This window comes from Saccharopolyspora hordei (assembly GCF_013410345.1).
In the GTDB taxonomy this organism is placed as follows: domain Bacteria; phylum Actinomycetota; class Actinomycetes; order Mycobacteriales; family Pseudonocardiaceae; genus Saccharopolyspora; species Saccharopolyspora hordei.
The window spans coordinates 3,210,001-3,234,033 of record NZ_JACCFJ010000001.1; the positions used below are offsets into that span (position 1 = coordinate 3,210,001).

The following is a 24,033-nucleotide window of genomic DNA, read 5'->3' on the forward strand; positions in this document are numbered from 1 at the left end:
GTGTTGATCCTATCGGGTGGAAGTGCGCATCCATTGCGATTTCACGACGTTTGTGCCGCCGCAGTTCCTGCCGAACGGTTGCCGACGTTCCGGACGGATCGGTCATGTCGGTGCGTGGGGGCGGTTCGACCTGGGGGGATGCCGACCGGGCCGGTGTGGCGCCCGGGTGCCGGGACCGGCCCGGCGATAAGGCATCGATAACGAGACGAAAGAGGGAGTGGCGAAAAGTTGACAACCAGTGGCGAGATCGTCGACGATGTGGCACTCGCCGTAGCGTCGATCGACCAGATGCAGTCCTGGCAGTCGGCTGGTCGGTTCAGCGCGGTCGACCTCGTCCGGTTCCACCTGGACCGCATCGACCGGCTCAACCTGCGCGGGCCCGGGCTGCGGGCGGTGCTGGAGACCGACCCGCAGGCGGTGGCGATCGCCGAGGAGCGTGACGCCGAGCGGCGGCGCGGCGAGCTCCGCGGACCGCTGCACGGCATCCCCGTCCTGGTCAAGGACAACCTCGAGACCGTGGGCGAGCTGCACACCAGCAACGGCAGCACGGCGCTGCTGGGCCTGCGCCCGGCGCAGGACGCGACGGTGGTCGCGAAGCTGCGCGCAGCGGGCGCGATCGTGCTGGGCAAGACGAACAAGAGCGGGTGGACCAGCGGCTCGGCGGGGTGGAGCCCCCGCGGGGGCCAGGGTCGCAACCCCCACCGGCTGGACCGGTCCCCGCACGGCTCGAGCTCGGGGTCGGCCGCGGCGGTGGTCGCCGGGCTGTGCGGGTTCGCGCTGGGCACCGAGACGATCGGCTCGATCCTCAGCCCGGCCGGGGTCAACGGCGTCGTCGGTCTCAAGCCGACCGTGGGGCTGACCAGCAGGGCGGGGATGATCCCCGGCGTGCCGAGCCTGGACACCGTCGGGCCGCTGTGCCGCACCGTCGCGGACGCGGCCACCGTGCTGGACGTGCTGGCCGGGGCGGACCCGCGTGACCCGGCGACGGCAGCGGCCGCGGGCCGGCCCCGCGGCGGCTACCGGGCCTGCTTGGACGCGGACGCGCTGGTCGGCACCAGGATCGGCGTGGCCCGCGAGGCGTTCTTCGGGTACGACGACCACGCCGACGCCGTCGCCGAGGACGCGGTCCGGGCGCTGGCGGCCGCGGGCGCGACCGTCGTCGACCCCGTCGAGGTGCCGAGCCTGTCCCGGGCCACGTCCGACGAGCGCCTCGTGCTGGCCCAGTTGCAGGAGGTCAAGCACCACCTCGACGCCTACCTCGCCGGCGCACCGGGCGAGCACCCGCGCAGCATCCGGGAGCTGATCGAGTACAACCGCGCGCACGCCGACGTCGAGATGCCCCACTCCGGTCAGGAGACGCTGGAGATGGTCGACGAGCTCAGCGGGGACCTCACCGACCCGGCATACTCGACCGCCCTGGCCGCCATGCGCCGGTTGTCGCGGGACGAGGGCATCGACGCGGTCCTGCGCGAGCACCGGCTGGACGCCCTGGTTGCGCCGACCGGCGGGCCGGCGTGGAAGATCGACCTGGTCAACGGCGATCCGCCCGCACGGGGCAGTGCGCTGCTCCCCGGGCTCGCCGGGTACCCGGCGATCAGCGTACCGGCGGGCGCGGTGCGCGGGCTGCCGGTCGGGGTGACCTTCCTGGCCGGGGCGTGGTCGGAGCGGACCCTGCTGCGCATCGCGCACGCGTTCGAGCAGGTCCAGCCCGCGTTCTTCCCGCCCGCCTTCACCCCGCCGTCGGTCGGCTGAGGGGGAGGGTGGCTGGTCAGGCGGCGTCGGTGAGCAACCGTCGCAATTCGGAGATCTCCGTGGTGAGCGCGTTCAATTCGTCCCGGATCCGCTGCGTTTCAGCGGCCAGCTGACGGGTCCTCTCGTTCTCCGCGTGGATTTCTCGGGCGAGCCGATTTCGTTGAATGCTGGAATACCCGAACAGGGCGACCAGCAGGGTGGCGGACACGATCAGCAAAGAGAGGACACCGGTGTCCAGAGCGCCCATCCTCAATTCCTTTCCACGGTGGGTTCCGCGCCCGCCGCAGCGCCGTTGCGCGAGCAGCCGCATGCTACGCCCCGGCCGAGAGGGCCTCCGCGGGCGTGGTGCGCTGCAGAAATGCGCACGATAACGACCCGAAAAACGTGCTGCCTAGCCTCGCCGGGAAAGCGAGGACTGCGTGGTGCGAGGAGTTGTGGGTCGGCATGGATGATCTGGTGGACCGCGACCGGGACGGGCGTGCCACCCTGGCCGAGCTGGTCGAGCGCAGCGCGCGCCGCGTCCCGGACGCGGTCGCCGTGCGGTTCGGTGCGGAGGAGCTGACCTACCGCGCGCTCAACGAGCGCGCGAACCGGTTGGCGCACCGGCTGATCGCCTCGGGGGTGCGGCCGGGTGACGTGGTGGCGCTGGCGCTGCCGCGCACGCCGGAGTTGGTCGTGAGCCTGCTCGCCGTGGTCAAGTCGGGCGCCGCCTACCTGCCGGTCGACCCGGACTACCCGGCGGAGCGGATCGCCTTCATGCTGGCTGATTCCGCGCCCGCCCTGCTGCTCACCACCGACGAGACCGAGCCCCGGGTGCCGGGCTCGGCCGCGCGGGTGCTGCTCGTCGACGAGTCGGCCGACGCCGGGTTCCCGGACTCGGACCCGGAGCCGCTCGCCACGCCGCAGCACCCCGCGTACGTCATCTACACCTCCGGTTCCACCGGGCGCCCGAAGGGCGTCGTCGTGCCGCACGCCGGCGTGGTCAACCACATGCGCTGGCAGGCCGCGGAGTGGGGGCTGCGCGAGGACGACCGGGTGCTGGCGCGCACCGCGATCAGCTTCGACGCGGCCGGGACGGAGGTGTGGCTGCCGCTGTCCGTGGGTGCGTCGCTGTGCCTGGCGCCCGCCGACGTCGTCCGCGACCCGGAGCGGCTGCTGGACCTGGTCGTGGAGCACGAGGTGACCGTCGCGCAGTTCGTGCCGTCGCTGCTGGCCGTGGCCGCGGGCGTCGACCTCGGCGGTCGTCGGCTGCCACTGCGCCTGCTGTTCGTGGCCGGTGAGGTGCTGCCACCCGCGCTGGCGGCTCGGGTGGTGGAGACCTGGGGCGTGCGGCTGGCGCACCTCTACGGGCCGACCGAGGCGTCCATCGACGTCACCTCCTGGGACTACGACCCCGCCGTCGGCGACCGCCCGCTGCCCATCGGGCGTCCACTGTGGAACACCCGGGTGCACGTGCTGGACGAGGCGCTCCGGCCGGTCCCGCCCGGTGAACCGGGCGAGCTCTACGTCGCGGGCGTCCAGCTCGCGCACGGTTACCTGCACCGGCCCGGCCTGACCGCGGAGCGGTTCCCGGCCGACCCGTTCGGGGCGCCCGGGGAGCGGATGTACCGCACCGGCGACCTCGCCCGCTGGAACGGCGACGAGCTGGAGTTCCTCGGCCGGGCCGACGACCAGGTCAAGATCCGCGGTTTCCGCGTCGAGCTCGGTGAGATCGAGTCGCTGCTGACCGGCTTCCCCGAGGTGGCCCAGGCCGCCGTGGCGGTGCGGGACACCCCGGCGGGTGAGCGCGCGATCGTCGCGTACGTCGTGCCGCGCGCGCCGGTCGCGGTGGACGCCCTGCGCCGCCGGGTGGCTGCGGTGCTGCCCGAGCACATGGTGCCGGCGTCGTTCACGGTGCTGGACGCGATGCCGTTGGCGCCCAACGGGAAGGTCGACCGGCACGCGCTGCCGGACCCGTGGGCGCAGGCCGGTGACGCGGGGGAGGCGCCGCGCGACGCGCGCGAAGCGGCGCTGTGCGAGCTGTTCGCGGCGACCCTCGGCGTCGAGCGCGTCGGCGTGCACGACAGCTTCTTCGAGCTCGGCGGGCACTCGCTGCTGGCCACCCGGCTGGCCGGGGCCATCCGCACCGGGCTGCGGGTCGAGGTCGCGGTCCGCGACGTCTTCGAAGCACCGACCGTGGCCGCGCTGGCCGAGCGCCTCGCCGGCGCGGCGCGCACCGCGGCACCGGTCGTGCCGGTCGAGACCGGACCGGCGCTCTCCGCCGCGCAGCAGGGACTGTGGTCCCTGCACCGGCTGGAGGGGCCGAGCCCGACCTACAACATCCCGCTCATCGTGCGGCTGGAGGGACCGCTGGAGCGGTCCGCGCTGCGCCAAGCCGTGCAGGACGTGGCCGACCGGCACGAGACGCTGCGGACGGTGTTCCCGGAGGACGACGGGCGGCCCCGCCCGGAGCTCGCCGACGTCGCGGTGGACGTCGAGTTCCTCGACGTCGACGAGGACCGGCTGGAGCAGGAGCTCGTGCGGCAGGCCCGCCACGCGTTCGACCTCCGGACCGAGGTCCCGTTCCGGGTGCGGGTGCTCTCCCCGGGGCCAGGGCGGCACGTCGTGCTGCTGCTGGTGCACCACATCGCCGCGGACGGCTGGTCCGAGCGCCCGCTGGTGCGCGACCTCGCCGACGCCTACCGGGCCCGGCTGGTCGGTGAGGCCCCGCAGTGGGCCGCGCTGCCCACCGACTACGTCGCCGCGATGCGCGGCCGAGAAGCGGCGCTGGGATCGGCGGACGAGGCCGACAGCGCGCTGTCGCGGCAGCTCGCGTTCTGGGTGGACCAGCTCGCGGGCCTGCCGGAACTGGTCGAGCTGCCCACCGACCGGCCGCGCCCGGCGGTGGCCACGCACCGCGGTGACGTGCTCCGGGTGCGGCTGGACGCCGAGCTGCACCAGCGGCTCGCGGAGCTGGCGAAGGCCACCGGCACCAGCACGTTCATGGTCGTGCAGGCCGGCCTGGCCGCGTTGATGACCCGGCTCGGTTCGGGCGAGGACGTCCCGCTGGGCACGCCGGTGGCCGGCCGTGACTCGTCCGATGTGGACGACGTCGTCGGTTACTTCGTCAACACGCTGGTGCTGCGCACCCGCACGCACGGCGACCCGTCGTTCCGCGAGCTGCTGGAGCGGGTGCGGGACACCGACCTGGCGGCGTTCGCCCACCAGGACGTGCCCTTCGACCGCGTCGTGGAGGCGGTCAACCCCGCCCGGTCGCTGTCGCACCACCCGCTGTTCCAGGTGATGCTCACCTTCGAGACCCTCGCCGAGGCGCGCCCGCGGTTCCCGGAAGCGCAGGCCGAGGTGGACGAGGTGCCGATCGGCGTCGCCAAGTTCGACCTGGACCTCCGGGTGCGCGAGCACCGCGACGCGGCGGGCGCGCCGGCGGGCGCGGACGGGATCATCGAGTACAGCACGGACCTGTTCGACCGCGACGGCGTGGCGCTGCTGTGGCAGCGGCTGACCCGCGTGCTGCGCTCCGCCGTCCAGGACCCGGACGCCCGGCTCACCGAACTCGAGCTCCTCGCGCCGCAGGAGCGCACGCACTTCGTCGGACCGGAACGGATCACGGTCCGCGGTACCCGCGTCGACCCGCACCGCGTGCGGGACGAGCTGCTGGGCCACCCCGCGGTGCGGGACGCCGCGGTCGTCGGGCTGGACGACCGGCTCGTCGGCTACGTCGTCTCGGACGGCGTGCGGCTGGAGGACCTCCGCGGCTACCTCGAGCGGCGTGTCCCGTCGTACCTGGTGCCGGCCGACTTCGTCGCGCTCGACGAACTGCCGCGCGACAGCCGGGGTGCGGTGGACGTGGCCCGGCTGCCGGAACCGGTCCGCGAGGCGGCGGTCCGCCGACCGCGCACGCCGCGCGAGGCGCGGCTGGCGGAGCTGTTCGCCGAGGTGCTCGGCGTGCCGGAGGTCGGCGTCGACGACGGCTTCTTCGACCTGGGCGGCGACAGCATCGTCGCCATCCGGTTGGTCAGCCGCGCGCGCAAGGCGGGGCTGGTGCTCACCCCGCGCGACGTCTTCGAGCACCGCACCGTCGCCCGGCTGGCCGCGGCCGCCCGCGAGGACACCGGCCGACCGGTCACCGCTCCGGCGCCGGACGCGCACGGGGACGTGCCGCTGACGCCGATCATGCGGTCCCTGCTGGAACGCGGCGGGGACATCGACGGTTACCACCAGTCCGCGGTCTACCGCGCACCCGCGGAGATGACCGAGGAGCACCTCGTCACCGCGGTGGACGCCCTCGTCGCGCACCACGACGTGCTGCGCATGCGGTTGGCCGGGGACCGGTTGGTCGTCTCCCGCGACGTCGGACCCGGCCTGGTGCGCCGCGTCGACGCCCGGGGGCAGGACCTCGACGAGGTGGTGGCGCGCGAGACCCGGCGCGCGCAGGCGGACCTGGACCCGCGCGCGGGGCGGATGCTCCAGGTCGTGTGGCTGGACGCGGGCGACGAGCCCGGGCGGCTGCTCGTCCTGGTGCACCACCTCGCCGTGGACGGGGTGTCCTGGCACGTCCTCGGCCCCGACCTGCGTGCGGCGTGGGAGGCGGTGCGGTCCGGGCGGCCGGTGCGGCTGGACCCGGTCGGCACCTCGTTCCGGCACTGGGCGCAGGCCCTGCGCGAGGCGGCCGAGTCCCGCCGGCACGAGGTCCCGATGTGGACCGAGGTGGTCGCCGAGCGGTCCGAGCCGTTCGGCGAGCTGGCGCTGGACCACACCCGCGACGTCCGGGGCACGGCGCGGACGCTGACCCGCGAGCTGCCGGTCGACCTGACCCGGGCGCTGCTCACCGACGTCACCGCCGCGGTCCGCGGCCGCGCGAACGAGGTCCTGCTCGCGGGGCTGGCCGCCGGGCTCGGCGCGGTGCAGCACCGCTGGGGCACCGGCGAGGGCCGGGTGGTGGTCGAGCTGGAGGGCCACGGCCGCGAGGAGATCGCCGACGGGCTGGACCTGTCCCGCACCGTCGGGTGGTTCACCAGCGCCTACCCGGTGCGGCTGGACGCCGGGGTGCGCCGGCTCGAGGAACTGGCCGACGCCCGGACCCGCGGCCGGGTGCTCAAGCGGGTCAAGGAACAGCTGCGCGCGGTGCCGGACAACGGCATCGGCTACGGCGTGCTCCGCGACGAGCTCCCCAGCTGCACGCCGCAGATCGGCTTCAACTACCTCGGCCGGTTCAGCACGGGCGAGGCCGACGCGGACTGGGCGACCGTGGGGGAGGCGCTGGGCGGCGGTGCCGACGCGGGGCTGCCGCTGTCCTACCCGCTGGAGATCGACGCCGTCACCGAGGACCGCCCGTCCGGCCCGCGGCTGAAGGTCACCTGCACCTGGGCGGGAGAGCTGCTCGACGAGGCGCGCGTGGCGGAGCTGCTGGACGCGTTCGTCGAGGCCCTGCAGCTGCTCGGCGAGCAGCGCACGAGCGCCGGCCTCACCCCCTCCGACCTCCCGTTGGTGTCGTTGTCACAGAGCCAGGTCGAGCAGCTGGAGCAGTCCGGCCCGGTGCGCGACGTGCTCCCGCTCGCGCCGCTGCAGGAGGGGCTGCTGTTCCACGCCCTCTACGACGACCAGGCACCGGACGTCTACGCGGTGCAGGAGGTCTTCCGCGTCGACGGCCCGCTGGACGCGGCCGCCCTGCGCGAGGCGGTGGCGGGACTGCTGCGCCGGCACGACAACCTGCGCGCCGCGTTCCGCTACGAGGGGCTGCCGCAGGCGGTGCAGGTCGTGCCGGACGAGGTGGAGCTGCCCTGGCAGGAGGTCGACCTGTCCGATGTGGACGACCAGCTCGCCGAGGTCGAGCGGCTGACCGCGGCCGACCGGGCCCGGCGCTTCGACCTGACCCGGCCGCCGCTGCTGCGCTTCACCCTGCTGCGGCTCAGCGCCGACGAGCACCGGCTCGTGGTCACCAACCACCACATCCTGTTCGACGGCTGGTCCATGCAGACGCTGCTGGACGAGCTGTTCGCCATCTACCGCAGCGCGGGCGCCGAGCTGGGGCGGGTCACGCCCTACCGCGACTACCTGGCCTGGCTGTCCAGGCAGGACCGGACCGCGAGCACCGCGGCGTGGCGCGAGGCGCTGGCGGGCGCCGAACCGACCCTGCTCGGCGCCGGGGGCAGCGCCGTGGTCACCCCGGAGCAGGTCCTGCTGGACCTGCCCGCCGACTTCGCCGAGCGGCTCCAGCAGTGGGTCCGCGGTCGCGGCCTGACGCTCAACACCGTGGTGCAGGGCGCGTTCGGCCTGCTGCTGGCCCGCAACCTCGACCGGGAGGACGTGGTCTTCGGCAGCACCGTGGCGGGCCGCCCGTCGGACCTGCCCGGTGTGGAGTCGATGATCGGCATGTTCATCAACACCGTGCCGGTGCGGGTCCGGCTGCGCGCCGGGGAAGCGCTGGGCGAGCTGCTGACCCGCATCCAGGCTGAGCAGTCCCGGCTGCTCGACCACCACCACCTGGGGCTCAACGAGGTCCAGCAGCTGGTGGGCGCCGGGGAGCTGTTCGACACGCTGACCGTGATCGAGAACTACCCGCACGAGCCCGGCCAGACCTGGAGCCCGGCACCGGGCATCGAGCTCACCGGCCTGGAGGACCACGACGCCACGCACTACCCGCTGACCCTGTCGGTCATCCCGGGGCAGACCCTGCGGCTGCGCTTCGAGTACCGGCCGGACCTGTTCGAGCGGGCCGGCGTCGAGCGGCTCTCCGACCAGATGTTCGCGCTGCTGCGGGACTTCGTCGAGCGGCCGGACCAGCTGGTCGGCGACACCGGGGTGCTCCCCGAGGCGGAGCGGCTGCAGGTCGCCGGCGCGGCGGACGAGGCGGTCGAGCCGCAGCAGGCGGCCCGGGCGCCGCGCACCCCGCAGGAGGAGATCCTGTGCGGGTTGTTCTCGGACGTGCTCGGCGTGCCCGAGGTCAGCATCGACGACAGCTTCTTCGAGCTCGGCGGGCACTCGCTGTCGGCCATCCGGCTGCTGAGCAGGGTGCGGTCGATGTTCGGCGTCGAGCTGTCCCTGCGGCACCTGTTCGAGAAGCCGACGGTCGCGGCGCTGGTCGAGGAGTTCGGCACCGCCGACGACACCCGGGTGGCGCTCGAACCCCGCCCGCGGCCGGAGCCGATGCCGCTGTCGTTCGCGCAGTGGCGGCTGTGGTTCCTGCACCAGCTGGAGGAGAACAGCGCCACCTACACCGAACCGCTGCTGCTGCGGTTGTCCGGGCCGCTGGACCGCGACGCGCTGCAGCTCGCCCTCGCCGACGTGGTCGGCAGGCACGAGACCCTGCGCACCGTCTACCCGGTGACCGACGGCGTCCCGCACCAGGTGGTGCTGAGCCCCGAACGGTCCGCACCGGACGTCGAGTTCGTGCGCACCGACGAGGCCGGGCTCGCCGAGCACCTGCGCGACCTCGGCCGCTACAGCTTCGACCTGTCCCGCGAACTCCCGCTGCGCGTCTGCCTGTTCGAGCTCGGCGAGCAGGAGCACGCGCTGCTGTTGCTGCTGCACCACATCGCCAGCGACGGCTGGTCGGACGCGCCGCTGAGCCGCGACCTGTCGACCGCCTACGCGGCGCGGTTGCGGGGTTCGGCACCGGACTGGGCACCGCTGCCGGTGCAGTACGCGGACTACGCGCTGTGGCAGCGGGACCTGCTCGGCGACGAGGACGACCCGCAGAGCCTGGTGTCGCAGCAGCTGGCGTTCTGGTCGGAGAACCTGGCCGGGCTGCCGGAGCGGCTGGAGCTGCCCACCGACCGGCCGCGCCCGCCCGTGGCGTCCTACCGGGGCGACGAGGTCGAGTTCGAGATCAGCGCCGAGCTGCACCGCGGCCTGCTGGAGCTGGCGCGGCAGACCGGGACCACGTTGTTCATGGTCGTGCAGGCCGGGCTCTCGGCGCTGCTGACGCGGCTCGGCGCGGGCACCGACATCCCGCTGGGCAGCGTGATCGCCGGCCGTTCCGACGAGGCGCTGGAGGAGCTCGTCGGGTTCTTCGTCAACACCCTGGTGCTGCGCACCGACACGTCGGGGCGGCCCACGTTCCGGGAACTGCTCGGCCGGGTGCGCACCAACGACCTGGCCGCCTACGCGCACCAGGACGTCCCGTTCGAGCGGCTGGTGGAGGTGCTCAACCCGCCGCGCTCGATGGCGCACCACCCGCTGTTCCAGGTCATGGTGCTGTTCCAGAACAACGCCGAGGCGGAGCTGGACCTGCCCGGGTTGCGCGCCAGCTTCCACGACATCGGCTCCGGTTCGTCCAAGTTCGACCTGGACTTCGACTTCCGCGAGGACTACGGCCCGGACGGCACCCCGCTGGGCATGGCCGGGCTCATCGAGTACGCCACCGACCTGTTCGACCGCGACACGGTGCGGGCGATGGGCGAGCGGCTGGTCCGGCTGCTGTCGGCCGTCGTGGCGGACCCGGACCGCCGCGTCGACGACATCGACCTGCTCTCCGCCGCCGAGCGCCGGGCGCTGCTGCCGGCCGTGCCGGACAGCGAGCAGCCGGCGGCCACGATCCCCGAGCTGTTCCAGGCGCAGGCGCACCGCGTCCCGGACGCCACCGCGCTGGTCTTCGAGGACGCCCGGCTGACCTACGGCGAGCTCAACGCGCGGGCCAACCGGCTCGCGCGGGTGCTCGTGGAGCACGGCGTCGGCCCGGAGCACGTCGTGGCGCTGGCGCTGCCGCGCTCGGCCGACCTCGTGGTGGGCCTGCTCGCCGTGCTCAAGGCCGGTGGTGCGTACCTGCCGGTGGACCCCGGCTACCCGGCGGACCGGATCGCGTTCATGCTCGCCGACGCCTCGCCGACGCTGCTGCTCACCGACGTGGCGACCGCGCTGGACACCGACGTCCCGCGGCTCGTGCTGGACGAGCTCGACCTCACCGGGGGCGACGCGAGCGACCTCGAACCGGTCGCCGGTCCGGACAACGCGGCCTACATCATCTACACCTCGGGCTCCACGGGCCGCCCGAAGGGCGTGGTCGTGCCGCACCGCAACGTGCACCGCCTGCTCACCGCCACGGACCACTGGTTCGGCTTCGGCGAGCAGGACGTGTGGACGCTGTTCCACAGCTACGCGTTCGACTTCTCGGTGTGGGAGCTGTGGGGTCCGCTGCTGAACGGTGGTCGCCTCGTGGTGGTGCCGCACCTGGTCAGCCGCTCGCCGGGGGAGTTCCTGGAACTGCTGGTGCGCGAGGGGGTCACGGTGCTCAACCAGACCCCGTCGGCCTTCTACCAGCTCGCGCAGGCCGACCAGGAGGACCCGGAGCTCGGGGACCGGCTGGCCCTGCGGTACGTCGTCTTCGGCGGCGAGGCGCTGGAGCCGGCCAAGCTCGCGGGGTGGTACCAGCGCCACGGCGAGGACGCCCCGCGCCTGGTGAACATGTACGGCATCACCGAGACCACCGTGCACGTCACGTACTTCCCGCTGGCGGCGGCGCACACCACCGAGTCGCGCAGCCCGATCGGCGAGGGCATCCCGGACCTCGGGCTGTACGTGCTCGACGGGGCGCTGCAGCCGGTGCCGCCCGGTGTCACCGGTGAGCTCTACGTCTCCGGCGCCGGGTTGGCGCGCGGCTACCTCGGCCGCGCCGGGTTGTCGGCGGAGCGGTTCGTCGCCGACCCGTTCGGCGGGGCGGGGTCGCGGATGTACCGCACCGGGGACCTGGTGCGGTGGAACGCGGCCGGTGTGCTGGAGTACCTCGGCCGCGCCGACGACCAGGTCAAGGTCCGCGGGTTCCGCATCGAGCTGGGCGAGATCGAGGCGCGGGTGCTGACGCACCCCGCGGTGGCGCAGGCCGCGGTGGTCGTCCGGGAGGACAAGCCGGGGGACAAGCGCCTGGTCGGCTACGTGGTGTCCGCAGAGCAGGTCGACCCGGCCGACGTGCGGCGGCACGTGGCCGCGGCGCTGCCGGAGTACATGGTGCCCACCGCGGTGGTGCAGCTGGACGCGCTGCCGCTCACCGCCAACGGCAAGCTGGACCGCAAGGCACTGCCGGCACCGGACCTGTCGGTGCTGGCCGGTGGCCGCGCACCGCGCGACCAGCGCGAGGAGGTCCTCTGCGGACTCTTCGAGGACGTGCTGGAGGTCTCCGGGGTCGGCATCGACGACAGCTTCTTCGACCTGGGCGGCCACTCGCTGCTGGTGACCCGGCTGGTCAGCCGGATCCGCTCGGCCTTCGGCGTGGAGGTGCCGCTGCGCGCCCTGTTCGAGACGCCCACGGTGGCCGGGCTCGCCGACCGCCTGGACGCGGCCGACCGCGCCCGGGCGGCGCTGCGGCCGATGCCGCGGCCCGAGCGGATGCCGCTGTCCTACGTGCAGGAGGGGCTGTGGTTCCTGTCGCGGCTGGAGGGCCCGAGCGCGACCTACAACGTGCCGCTGGTGCTGCGGCTGACCGGTGAGCTCGACATCGCCGCCTTGCGCACCGCGTTCGCCGACGTCGTCGCGCGCCACGAGTCGTTGCGCACCGTCTTCCCCGAGCACGACGGTGCCCCGCACCAGGTCGTGCTGCCGCCGGAGCAGGCGCAGCCGGTGCTCGAGGTCGTCGAGGTCGACGAGGCCGAGCTGGACGAGGCGCTGCGCGAGGCGTCGCGGTACCACTTCGACATCACCGCCGAACTGCCCATCCGCGCCTGGTTGTTCCGCCTCGGTGAGGACCGGTACGCGCTGCTGCCGCTGATGCACCACATCATCAGCGACGGCTGGTCGGAGTCGCTGCTGGGCAACGACCTCGCCACCGCCTACGCCGCGCGCCTCCGCGGTGCCGCGCCGGAGTTCCCGCCGCTGCCGGTGCAGTACGCGGACTACACGCTGTGGCAGCGCGAGCTCCTCGGCGACGTGACCGACCCGGGCAGCGCGATCAGCCGGCAGATGGCGTTCTGGGCGGAGGAGCTGCGCGGGCTGCCGGAGAAGGTCGAGCTGCCCACCGACCACCCGAGCCCCCCGGTGGCCAGCTACCTCGGCGACGAGGCACCGCTGCGCATCGACGCCGAGCTGCACCGGGCCATCGACGAGGTGGCGCGCCGCACGGGGACGACGCAGTTCATGGTGATCCAGGCCGGCGTGGCCGCGCTGCTGACCCGGCTGGGAGCGGGCACCGACATCCCCATCGGCACCCCGGTCGCGGGCCGCACCGACGAGGCGCTGGAGGAGCTGTTCGGGTTCTTCGTCAACACGCTGGTGCTGCGCACCCGCACCGACGGCGACCCGACGTTCCGCGAGCTGCTGGAGCGGGTGCGGGAGACCGACCTGGCCGCCTTCGCGCACCAGGACGTGCCGTTCGAGCGGATCGTGGAGGCGGTCAACCCGACCCGGTCGCTGGCCCACCACCCGCTGTTCCAGGTGATGCTCACCTTCGAGAACTTCGACGAGGTCGAGGTGGAGCTGCCCGGGCTCGAGGTGGAGCTGGAGGACGTCGTCGCGGGCGTGGCGAAGTTCGCGATGGACATCCGGTTGCAGGAGCGCTACGCGCCGGACGGCGCGCACGCCGGGATCGTCGGCGAGATCGAGTACTCCACCGACCTGTTCGACCGCGCCACGGTCGACGCCTTCGGCGAGCGCCTGCTGCGGCTGCTGCGCAGCGCCACCGCCGACCCCGGACGACGGCTCGGGGACCTGGACGTGCTGGCGCCCGAGGAGGTCCCGGCACCGGACGCCCAGCAGCTCGTGCTCGACGAGGCCGGCCGCCCGCTGCCGCCCGGCGTGGTCGGCGAGCTGCACGTGGTCGGCCCCGACGGAGCGGTGCCGACCGGCGCCCGCGCGCGGCGCCGCGGTGCGGAGGTCGAGGTCGTCGCCCGCCCCGGCCGGTGGGTGCGGGTGCGCGGGATCGGGGTGTCCCTGGACGAGGTCGAGCGGGCGCTCTCCGAGGCGGCCCCGGTCGCGGTCATCACCGACGCCGACGGGCAGCTCGTCGCCTGCACCACCGACCCGGCTGCGGTCAGCGCGCACGCCGGAGCGGTGCTGCCGGAGTACGCGGTGCCGTCGCGGTACGTCGCGCTGGACGCGATCCCGGTCGACGCGGCCGGTGAGACCGACCACGCGGCGCTGCCCGCGCTGTCGCGCCGCGCCGCGCGCACGGCGCCGAAGTCGCCGCGCGAGGAGATCCTGTGCGGCCTGTTCGGTGAGGTGCTCGGGCTGGGTCGGCCGGTGGCGGTCGACGAGAGCTTCTTCGAGCTCGGTGGGCAGTCGCTGTCGGCGATCCGGCTGCTGAGCCGGATCCGCGCCACCTTCGGCGTGCAGCTGTCGGTGCGCGACCTGTTCACCGAGCCCACCGTGGCCGGTGTCGTCGGCCGCCTGGACGCCGCGGCGGACGCGCCCCGCGTCCCGCTGACCGCCAGACCGCGGCCGGAGCGCGTCCCGCTGTCGTTCGCGCAGCAGCGGCTGTGGTTCCTGTCCCGGCTGGAGGGCCCGAGCGCGACCTACAACGTGCCGCTGGTGCTGCGGCTGACCGGTGACCTCGAGGTCACCGCCCTCGAAGCCGCGGTGCGCGACGTGTTCGAGCGGCACGAGAGCCTGCGCACGGTCTTCCCGGAGGCGGACGGCGAACCGCACCAGGTCGTGGTGGACGCCTTCCCGGGGCTGCGGACCGTCCGGGTCTCCCCGGAGGAGCTGACCGAGGTGGTGACCGCGGAAGCGCAGCACGCCTTCGACTTCACCGCCGAGTGCCCGCTGCGCGCGACGCTGTTCGAGGTCGGCGAGCGGGAGCACGTGCTGCTGCTGTTGCTGCACCACATCGCCACCGACGGCGGGTCGGAGGAGCCGTTCGCCCGCGACCTGTCCGCGGCGTACGCCGCGCGGCTGCGGGGCGAGGCGCCGGGGTGGTCGCCGCTGCCGGTGCAGTACGCCGACTACACGCTGTGGCAGCACGAGCTGTTCGGTGCCGAGGACGACCCGGAGAGCCTGCTGTCGCAGCAGCTCGCGCACTGGCGGGAAGCGCTGGCGGGCTTGCCGGAGGTCCTGGACCTGCCGACCGACCGGCCGCGGCCGGCGGTGGCCTCCCACCAGGGCGAGGAACTGAGCTTCGTGCTGCCCGCCGAGCTGCACGCGGACCTGCTGGAGCTGGCGCGCAAGACCGACACGACGCTGTTCATGCTGGTCCAGGCCGCGCTGGCCGCGCTGCTGACCCGGCACGGGGCGGGCACCGACATCCCCATCGGCACGCCGGTGGCGGGCCGGGACGACGAGGCGCTGGAGGACCTGGTCGGGTTCTTCGTCAACACGCTGGTGCTGCGCACCCGCACCGACGGCGACCCGACGTTCCGGGACCTGCTGGGCCGGGTGCGCACGGCCGACCTGGCGGCGTTCTCGCACCAGGACGTGCCGTTCGACCGGCTCGTGGAGGAGCTGAACCCGGTGCGCACGCTCAGCCACCACCCGCTGTTCCAGGTGATGGTGGTGGTCGAGAACGACGCGGAGAACAGCTTCGCGCTGCCCGGCCTGCGCACCGAACCGGTCGACGTCGAGATGTCCGCGGCCCGCTTCGACCTCGTCTTCCACCTGCTGGAGCGCCGCGGTGGCGGGATCAGCTGCGACCTGGAGTACGCGGTCGACCTGTTCGACCGGTCCACCGCGGCCGCGCTGGCGCGGCGGTTGCGGACGCTGCTCGAAGCGATGGTCGCCGACCCGGACGCGCGGCTGAGCGAGGTGCCGCTGCTCGACGCAGACGACCTGGCGGTCGTGCTGCCCCCGGTGGCCTCCGCGCCCGCGGCGCGGGAGATCGCCGTCGCCGGCCTCGACCCGTCCATCGTGGACGGTGGTGTCCCGGCACCGGCGGAGGTCGCCGGCAGCGCCTCGGACCTGCTCGGCTGGCTGGACTGGGACGAGGTCGAGGAGGTCGTGCTGTCCCACGACCTGCTGGCGCAGGTGTGCCGAGTGGCGCTGGAGCAGGACTTCCTGCCGGCGACGCTGCGGCGGCTGGTCGGCGTCGGCTCGACCGGGGAGCCGGCCGACCTGGCGGCGTTCCGGGACCGCTTCCCGGGCGTCACCGTCGAGTCCTGGCGCGCGTGGCCGGAGACCGGGGTGGTCACCACCGGCGAGCACGGGGCCGAGCGCCCCGCCCCCGGTGTCGCGGTGTACGTGCTCGACGAGCAGCTCCGCCTGGTCCCGCCCGGGGTGTTCGGTGACGTCCACGTGAGCACCGCCGGGCTGCGCGACGGGGTGGAGAACCCCTTCGGCACGGGCGGTCCGCGGATGCTGCCGACCGGGGAACGCGCCCGCTGGCGCGCGGACGGGACGCTGGAGTTCCACGTCGAGCGGACCGTGGTCGAGGCGACGCACGAGGAGCGCGAGCCCACGCCGGAGGAGCAGGTCCTGCTCGGGCTGTTCGCCGAGGTGCTCGGCGTCGAGGAGATCGGCCTGCACGACAACTTCTTCGCCGCCGGCGGTCACTCGCTGCGCGCCACGCAGCTGACGGGCCGGGTCCGCGCCGCCTTCGGCGTGGAACTCCCGGTGCGCGCGGTCTTCGAGTCGCCGACCGTCGCCGGGCTGGCCGCTCGGCTGCCCAGCGCCGGCGGAGCCCGCCCGGCGCTGGAGCGCAAGCCGCTGCCGGAGCGCGTCCCGCTGTCGTTCGCGCAGCGGCGGCTGTGGTTCCTGCACCAGCTCGAGGGTCCGAGCCCGACGTACAACATCCCGCTGGTGCTCAAGCTCTCCGGGGAGCTGGACGTGGCACAGCTGCAGCGCGCGTTCGCCGACGTGGTGGCCCGGCACGCCAGCCTGCGCACCCTGTTCGCGGAGACCGACGGCGTGCCGCACCAGGTGGTGGTGGACCGCGAGCCGGTGTTCGAGGTGGTGCCCACCACGGCGCTGCAGGCGGACCTGGTCGAGGCCGCCCAGCACGCCTTCGACCTCGGGTCCGAGCTCCCGGTCCGCGCGACGCTGTTCCGCGAGGACGACACCTCGCACGCGCTGCTGGTGCTGCTGCACCACATCGCCGCGGACGGTGGTTCCACCGGACCGCTGCTGCGCGACCTGGCGACCGCGTACTCCGCCCGCGTCAACGGTCGGCAGCCGGACTGGGCGCCGCTGCCGGTGCAGTACGCGGACTACACCGTGTGGCAACGGGAACTGCTCGGCGACGAGGAGGCGCCGACCGCGCTCGCCGAGTCCCAGCTGGCCTACTGGCGTGAGCAGCTGGCGGGTGTCCCGGACCGGCTGGAGATCGCCGCCGACCGGCCGCGCCCGGCCACCGCGAGCCACCGCGGTGGAGCCGTGGACGTCCACCTCGACGCGGAGTTGCACCGGTCGGTGGTGGAGTTGGCGGTGTCGTCGGGTGTGACGGTGTTCATGGTGTTGCAGGCGGGTCTGGCTGCGGTGTTGTCGCGGTTGGGTGCGGGTGTGGACGTGCCGATCGGGACGCCGGTGGCGGGTCGGTCGGATGCGGTGTTGGAGGAGTTGGTCGGGTTCTTCGTCAACGACGTGGTGTTGCGGACCGATGTGTCGGGTGATCCGTCGTTCGCGGAGTTGTTGGCGCGGGTGCGGGAGACGGACCTGGCGGCGTTCGCGCACCAGGAGGTGCCGTTCGAGCGGTTGGTGGAGGTGCTCAACCCGGTGCGGTCGTTGTCGCACCACCCGCTGTTCCAGGTCATGATGACCGTCCACGACGCGGGCGCCGACGACCTCGACCTGCCCGGGCTGCGCGCGGAGGTCGAGGGCCTGGACACCGGCGCGGTCACCATGGACCTGTCGCTGGAGCTGCGGGAGACCTTCGACGCGGCGGGGGAGCCGGCCGGCATCGAGGGCGACCTGGAGTTCGCCGCGGACCTGTTCGACCCGAGCACGGCGCAGCGCATCGTCGAGCGCTTCCAGCGACTGCTGCGAGACGCCGTGGCCGACCCCCGGCGCCGGACCTCCGAGCTGGAGGTGCTGTCCAGCAGCGAGCACGCGCAGCTGCGCGCCTGGAACGACACCCGCCGCGCCGTGCCGGACCAGACGTTCGTCGAGCTGTTCCAGGCCCGCGCCCAGGAGACCCCGGAGGCGTGCGCGCTCCTCACGGCGACGCAGCGGCTCAGCTACCGCGAGCTCGACCAGCGCGCGAACCGGCTGGCCCACCACCTCGCCGGCGCCGGCGCGCAGCCCGAGACCGTGGTGGCGGTGGCCCTGCCCCGCACCCCGGACCTGCTGGTGACGCTGCTGGCGGTGGCCAAGACCGGGGCGGCCTACCTCCCGGTCGACCCAGGCCACCCGGCGGAACGGCTCGCGCACGTCCTGCACGACGCCCGGCCCGCGGTCCTGGTCACCGGCGGCGCCGTCCAGGTCCCGGCACCGGCGGGGACCCGGCGGGTGCTCCTCGACGCGGTCGACCTCACCGCGGAGAGCCCGGAACCGCTCGCTGTGGCGCGGGATCCGCAGCACCTCGCCTACGTGATCTACACCTCCGGCTCGACCGGACGTCCCAAAGGCGTGCAGGTGACCCGGGGGAACCTGGACAACTTCCTGGCCTCGATGCGCGAGGACGTCGGGCTCACCGCCGACGACCGGATGCTCGCGGTCACCACGGTGTCGTTCGACATCGCCGGGCTGGAGCTGTACCTGCCGCTGGCGGTCGGCGCCGCCGTCGTGCTCGCCGACGAGGACACCGTGCGCGACCCGCAGGCGCTCGGCACGCTGGTCGAGCGGACCGGCGTCACCCACGCGCAGGCCACGCCGTCGCTGTGGCAGGCGCTGGTCGCGGGCGCGCCGGAGGCGGTGCGCGGTCTGCGGGTCCTGGTCGGCGGCGAGGCGCTCCCGGCGCCGCTGGCCGAGCAGCTGGTCGAGCTCGGCGTCCGGGTCACCAACCTCTACGGCCCGACGGAGACCACCATCTGGTCGACGTCGGCGACCGTGGACCACGTCGACGGCGCACCGCCCATCGGGCGGCCGATCGCGAACACCACCGTGCGCGTGCTCGACGCCCACCTGCGGCCGGTGCCGGTCGGGGTGCCCGGTGAGCTCTACATCGGCGGCGCGGGCGTCGCGCGGGGCTACGCCCACCGCGCCGGGCTCACCGCGGAGCGGTTCGTCGCTGACCCGGCCGGTGCCCCGGGGGAGCGCATGTACCGCACCGGCGACCTGGTCCGGTGGCGCGCGGACGGCCGGCTCGAGTACCTGGCCCGCGTGGACGACCAGGTCAAGGTGCGCGGGTTCCGCATCGAGCTGGGCGAGGTCGAGGCGTGCCTGGCCGACCACCCCGACGTCGCGCGGGTCGCGGTGGCGGTGCGCGGTGCGGGCGCCGACCAGCGGATCGTCGCCTACCCGGTGCCCGAGCCGGGGGCGGTCCCGGACGTCGACGAGCTCCGCGACCTGGCACGGCGCCGGCTGCCCGAGTACATGGTGCCCGCGGCGTTCGTGGTGCTCGACGAGCTGCCGTTGACGCCCAACGGGAAGCTGGACCGCGCGGCGCTGCCGGAACCGGAGTTCACCGGCACCGGACGCGCGCCGCGCACCCGGCGCGAGGAGGTCCTCTGCGGACTGTTCGCCGAGGTGCTCGGCGTCGACGAGGTCGGTGTCGACGACAGCTTCTTCGACCTGGGCGGTCACTCGCTGCTGGCCACCCGGCTGATCAGCCGGGTCCGTGCGGAGTTCGACGCCGAACTGCCCATCCGGGAGCTGTTCGTGCACCCCACCGTCGCCGGACTGGCGGGCGCGCTGGACGCGGCGGGCGGTGCGCGTCCGCGGCCGGTCGCCGGGCCCCGCCCGGCGCGCGTGCCGCTGTCGTTCGCGCAGCACCGGCTGTGGTTCCTGCACCGGCTGGAGGGGCCGAGCGCGACCTACAACATGCCGTTCGTGCTGCGGTTGTCCGGTCCGCTGGACCTCCCGGCGCTGCGCGCGGCCTTCCACGACGTCGTCGCCCGGCACGAGAGCCTGCGCACCGTGTTCCCGGACGCCGACGGCACGCCGCACCAGCTCGTGCTGTCCGAGGCGGAGGCGGTGTTCGAGGTCCGGGAGGCCGGCCCGGAGCAGGCCGAGCGCGAGCTCGCCGACACCGCGCGGCGCCCCTTCGAGATCAGCACCGAGCTGCCGGTCCGCGCCACGGTGTGGCGGACCGGGGAGGACGAGCACGTGCTGCTGCTGTTGCTGCACCACATCGCCGCGGACGGCTGGTCGCAGGGACCGCTGCTGCGCGACCTGTCCGCGGCGTACGCGGCGCGCCGCCGTGGTGCCGCGCCGGAGTTCCCGCCGCTGCCGGTGCAGTACGCCGACTACGCGCTGTGGCAGCGCGAGCTGCTGGGCTCCGAGGACGACCCGGACAGCCTGCTGTCCGACGAGGTCGAGTTCTGGCGCGGCGCCCTGGCGGACCTGCCGGAGCGCGTCGAGCTGCCCACCGACCACCCGCGCCCGGCGGTCGCCTCGCACCGCGGTGACCTGCTCGAGTTCCACCTCGACGCGGAGTTGCACCGGTCGGTGGTGGAGTTGGCGGTGTCGTCGGGTGTGACGGTGTTCATGGTGTTGCAGGCGGGTCTGGCTGCGGTGTTGTCGCGGTTGGGTGCGGGTGTGGACGTGCCGATCGGGACGCCGGTGGCGGGTCGGTCGGATGCGGTGTTGGAGGAGTTGGTCGGGTTCTTCGTCAACGACGTGGTGTTGCGGACCGATGTGTCGGGTGATCCGTCGTTCGCGGAGTTGTTGGCGCGGGTGCGGGAGACGGACCTGGCGGCGTTCGCGCACCAGGAGGTGCCGTTCGAGCGGTTGGTGGAGGTGCTCAACCCGGTGCGGTCGTTGTCGCACCACCCGCTGTTCCAGGTCATGCTGGACCTGCAGGACGGCGGCGGTGAGGTGACCGTGCCGGGCCTGCGGGCCGAGCTCGAAGGCGCCGCGACCGGGGTCGCCAAGTTCGACCTCGCGTTCAGCCTCGAGGAGGGACCGCACGGACTGGACGGCGTCGTCGAGTACGCCACCGACCTGTTCACCGCCGACACGGTCCGGTCGATCGTCGAGCGCTTCGAGCGGCTGCTCACCGCGGTCGTGGCCGACCCGAGCCGCCGGATCGGCGAGGTCGACCTGCTCGGCGACGACGAACGCGAGCGCATCCTGACCGAGTGGAGCGGCACCGGGCGCCCGGCGGAACCGCGCACCTTCCCGGAGCTGTTCGCCGAGCAGGTGCGCAGGCAGCCCGACGCTCCCGCGGTGGCGTTCGAGGGCACCACCCTCGACTACACCGAGCTCGACCGGCGCGCCAACCGGCTGGCGCACTGGCTGGTCACCCGGGGAGCCGGGCCGGAACGGCTGGTCGGTGTCGCGCTGCCACGGTCGGCGGACCTGGTGGTCGCGCTGCTGGCGGTGCTCAAGACGGGGGCGGCCTACCTGCCGATCGACCTGTCGTACCCGCGGGAGCGCGTCGAGCACATGCTCGCCGACGGTGCACCGGAGTTCGTCCTCACCGACACGGCCGGCGCCGACGCCCTCGCCGGGAGCGGCATCCAGCTGGTCGTGCTCGACGGCGAGGACACCGCGGCGGCGCTGCCCGGCATGCCGAGCACCGAGGTCACCGCCGCCGACCGGGGCGACCTGCCGCCGTCGGCCGCGGCGTACGTGATCTACACCTCCGGCTCCACCGGCCGGCCGAAGGGCGTGGTCGTGACCCACGGCGGCATCGCGAGCCTGCTCGCCGCCCAGCGCGAGGCGCTCGGCGTGGGCAGCTCCAGCCGCGTGCTCCAGTTCGCGTCGCTGAGCTTCGACGCGGCGGCGTGGGAGATGTGCATGGGTCTGCTGTCCGGTGCCTGCCTCGTGCTGGCCCCGGCGCACCGCCTGCTCCCCGGCGAGGCGCTCGCCGAGCTCGTCGCCGAGCAGCGGGTCACGCACCTCACGCTGCCGCCGACCGCGCTGGGCGTGCTGCCCGACGACGCGCTGCCGCCGGGGACGACGCTGGTCGTCGCCGGTGAGGCGTGCCCGCCGTCGCTGGTGGCGAAGTGGTCGCCGCAGCGGCGGATGGTCAACGCCTACGGCCCGACCGAGACCACCGTGTGCGCCACGATGAGCGCGCCGCTGTCCGGGGAGGTCGCGCCGCCGATCGGACGGCCGATCACGGGCTCCCGGGTGCACGTGCTCGACGCGGGGCTGCGCCCGGTGCCGCCCGGCACGGTCGGGGAGCTCTACGTCTCCGGCGCCGGGCTGGCCCGCGGCTACGCGGGCCGTGCCGGGCTGACCGCGGAGCGGTTCGTCGCGAACCCCTTCGGGGCGCCGGGCGAACGCATGTACCGGACCGGTGACCTGGTCAAGTGGACCGCAGCAGGCGAGCTGGAGCACGTCGGTCGCGCCGACCAGCAGGTGAAGGTGCGCGGGTTCCGCATCGAGCTGGGCGAGGTCGAGGCCGTGCTGGACCGGCACCCCGGTGTCGCCCGCAGCACCGCGGTGGTGCGCGAGGACAGCCCGGGGGACAAGCGGCTGGTCGCCTACGTCGTGCCGGACGGTGCGCGGCCCGAACCCGCCGAGCTGCGGTCCTTCACCGCCACCCGGTTGCCGGACTACATGGTGCCGTCGGCGTTCGTGCTGATCGACGAGCTCCCACTGCTGCCGAACGGCAAGGTCGCGCGCGGGCAGCTGCCCGCCCCGGACTTCACGGCCGGCTCCGGCACCGCACCCCGCACACGGCGCGAAGAGGTCCTGTGCGGGCTCGTCGCGGAGGTGCTCCGGGTGCCGTCGGTGGGCATCGACGACGGGTTCTTCGAACTCGGCGGGGACAGCATCCTGTCGCTGCAGCTGGTGGCACGGGCCCGGCGCGAGGGCCTGACCATCAGCCCGCAGGACGTGTTCCGCTGCCGGACGGTCCGCAGGCTCGCCGAGGTCGCGGGTCCGGACCAGCACGCCGAGGAAGAGGCCGGCGCCGGGGTCGGGGAGTTCCCCGCCACGCCGATCATGCACTGGCTGCGCGAGCACACCGAGGACTTCGCGGGCTTCAACCAGTCCATGCTGGTCAGGGTGCCGGCCGACCTCGGTGCCGACCGGTTGGCCGCGGCGGTGCAGGCGCTGCTGGACACCCACGACGCCCTGCGGCTCCGGCTCGGCCCGGAGTGGCGGCCGGAGGTGCTGCCGGTCGGCGCGGTCCGCGCGGGCGACCTGATCGAGCGGGTCGACGTCGCGGGCCTCGACGCCACCGCTCGTGCCGAGGTCGCCCGGGAACGCGGCGACGCCGCCCGCGACCGGCTGTCCCCGGCCGACGCGGTGGTGGCGCAGTTCGTGTGGTTCGACACCGGACCGGAGGAGCCCGGGCGGCTGCTGGTGGTCGTGCACCACCTGGCGGTCGACGGGGTCTCCTGGCGGGTGCTTCTGCCGGACCTCGCGGCGGCCTGGTACGGCGGCGAGGGCGCGCTGGAACCGGTGCGGACCTCGCTGCGCACCTGGGCGCACCGGCTCGCCGAGGAGGCCGTCAAGCCCGAGCGGGTGCGCGAGCTGGAGCTGTGGAAGGACGTGCTCGGTGCGCCGGGCACCCGCCCGCGGCCGGGCACCGAGTCCGACGAGCTGGAACGTGCGCTGTCCACCGCGGACACCGAGGCGCTGCTCACCGCGGTGCCCGCCGGGTTCCACGCCGGGATCGACGACGTGCTGCTCATCGCGCTGGCCATCGCGGTGCTGCACGTGCGCCGCGCCTGCGGTGAGGCGGACACCGGCGTCGTCGTCGACGTCGAATCGCACGGCCGGGAACCCGTGGTGGGCGGCGACCTGTCCCGCACGGTGGGGTGGTTCACCACCCTGCACCCGGTGCGCCTCGACCCGGGACCGGTGCGCACCGACGAACTGCTCACCGGCTCGGCCGCCCTCGGCCAGGTCGTCAAGCAGCTCAAGGAACAGCTGCGGGAGGTCCCGGACCACGGCATCGGCTACGGACTGCTGCGCCACCTCAACCCGCGGACCGCGGGCGAGCTGGCCGGGCGGCCCACGCCGGAGATCGGGTTCAACTACCTCGGCCGCTTCCAGGGCGGGGACGACCCGCACGACTTCGCGATCGTCGACGACCTGCCGACACCGGCCGGGCGGGACCCGCGGATGCCGCTGCCGCACGCGCTGGAGGTCAACGCGGTCACCGAGGACACCCCGGACGGGCCGCGGCTGACCGCCACCTGGACGTGGGCCACCTCGCTGGTCGACCGCTCCCGCGTCGCGGACCTGGCGGACGCCTGGGCGGCGGCGCTGCGCGCCCTGGTCGAGCACGTCGCCGACCCCGGCGCGGGCGGCCACACCCCGTCGGACCTGTCGCTGGCCACCCTGAGCCAGGACGAGATCGACGAGCTGGAAGCAGAGCTGGGTCTGGAATGACCCCGCAGAGTCCCCCGCTGCCGGGGTGCCCGGCAGCGG

General features: G+C 74.2%; 3 protein-coding genes. 2 read left to right on the forward strand and 1 reads right to left on the reverse strand.

Annotated elements, in window-relative coordinates:
* The first annotated feature begins 258 nt into the window (after positions 1-258).
* Positions 259-1,752, forward strand: coding sequence for an amidase (locus HNR68_RS14875; protein ID WP_343050161.1), 1,494 nt, complete (start codon positions 259-261; stop codon positions 1,750-1,752).
* Between the two features lie 16 nt (positions 1,753-1,768).
* Here HNR68_RS14875 and HNR68_RS14880 read toward each other — a convergent pair whose 3' ends face one another.
* On the reverse strand, positions 1,769-1,999 hold the full coding sequence (locus HNR68_RS14880; protein WP_179721420.1) for a hypothetical protein: 231 nt from the start codon (positions 1,997-1,999) through the stop codon (positions 1,769-1,771).
* Between the two features lie 197 nt (positions 2,000-2,196).
* Here HNR68_RS14880 and HNR68_RS14885 point away from each other — a divergent pair, with 197 nt between their 5' ends.
* Positions 2,197-23,994 (forward strand): non-ribosomal peptide synthase/polyketide synthase, encoded by a 21,798-nt coding sequence (locus HNR68_RS14885; protein WP_179721422.1) that lies wholly within the window; start codon positions 2,197-2,199, stop codon positions 23,992-23,994.
* The last annotated feature ends 39 nt before the right edge of the window (positions 23,995-24,033 follow it).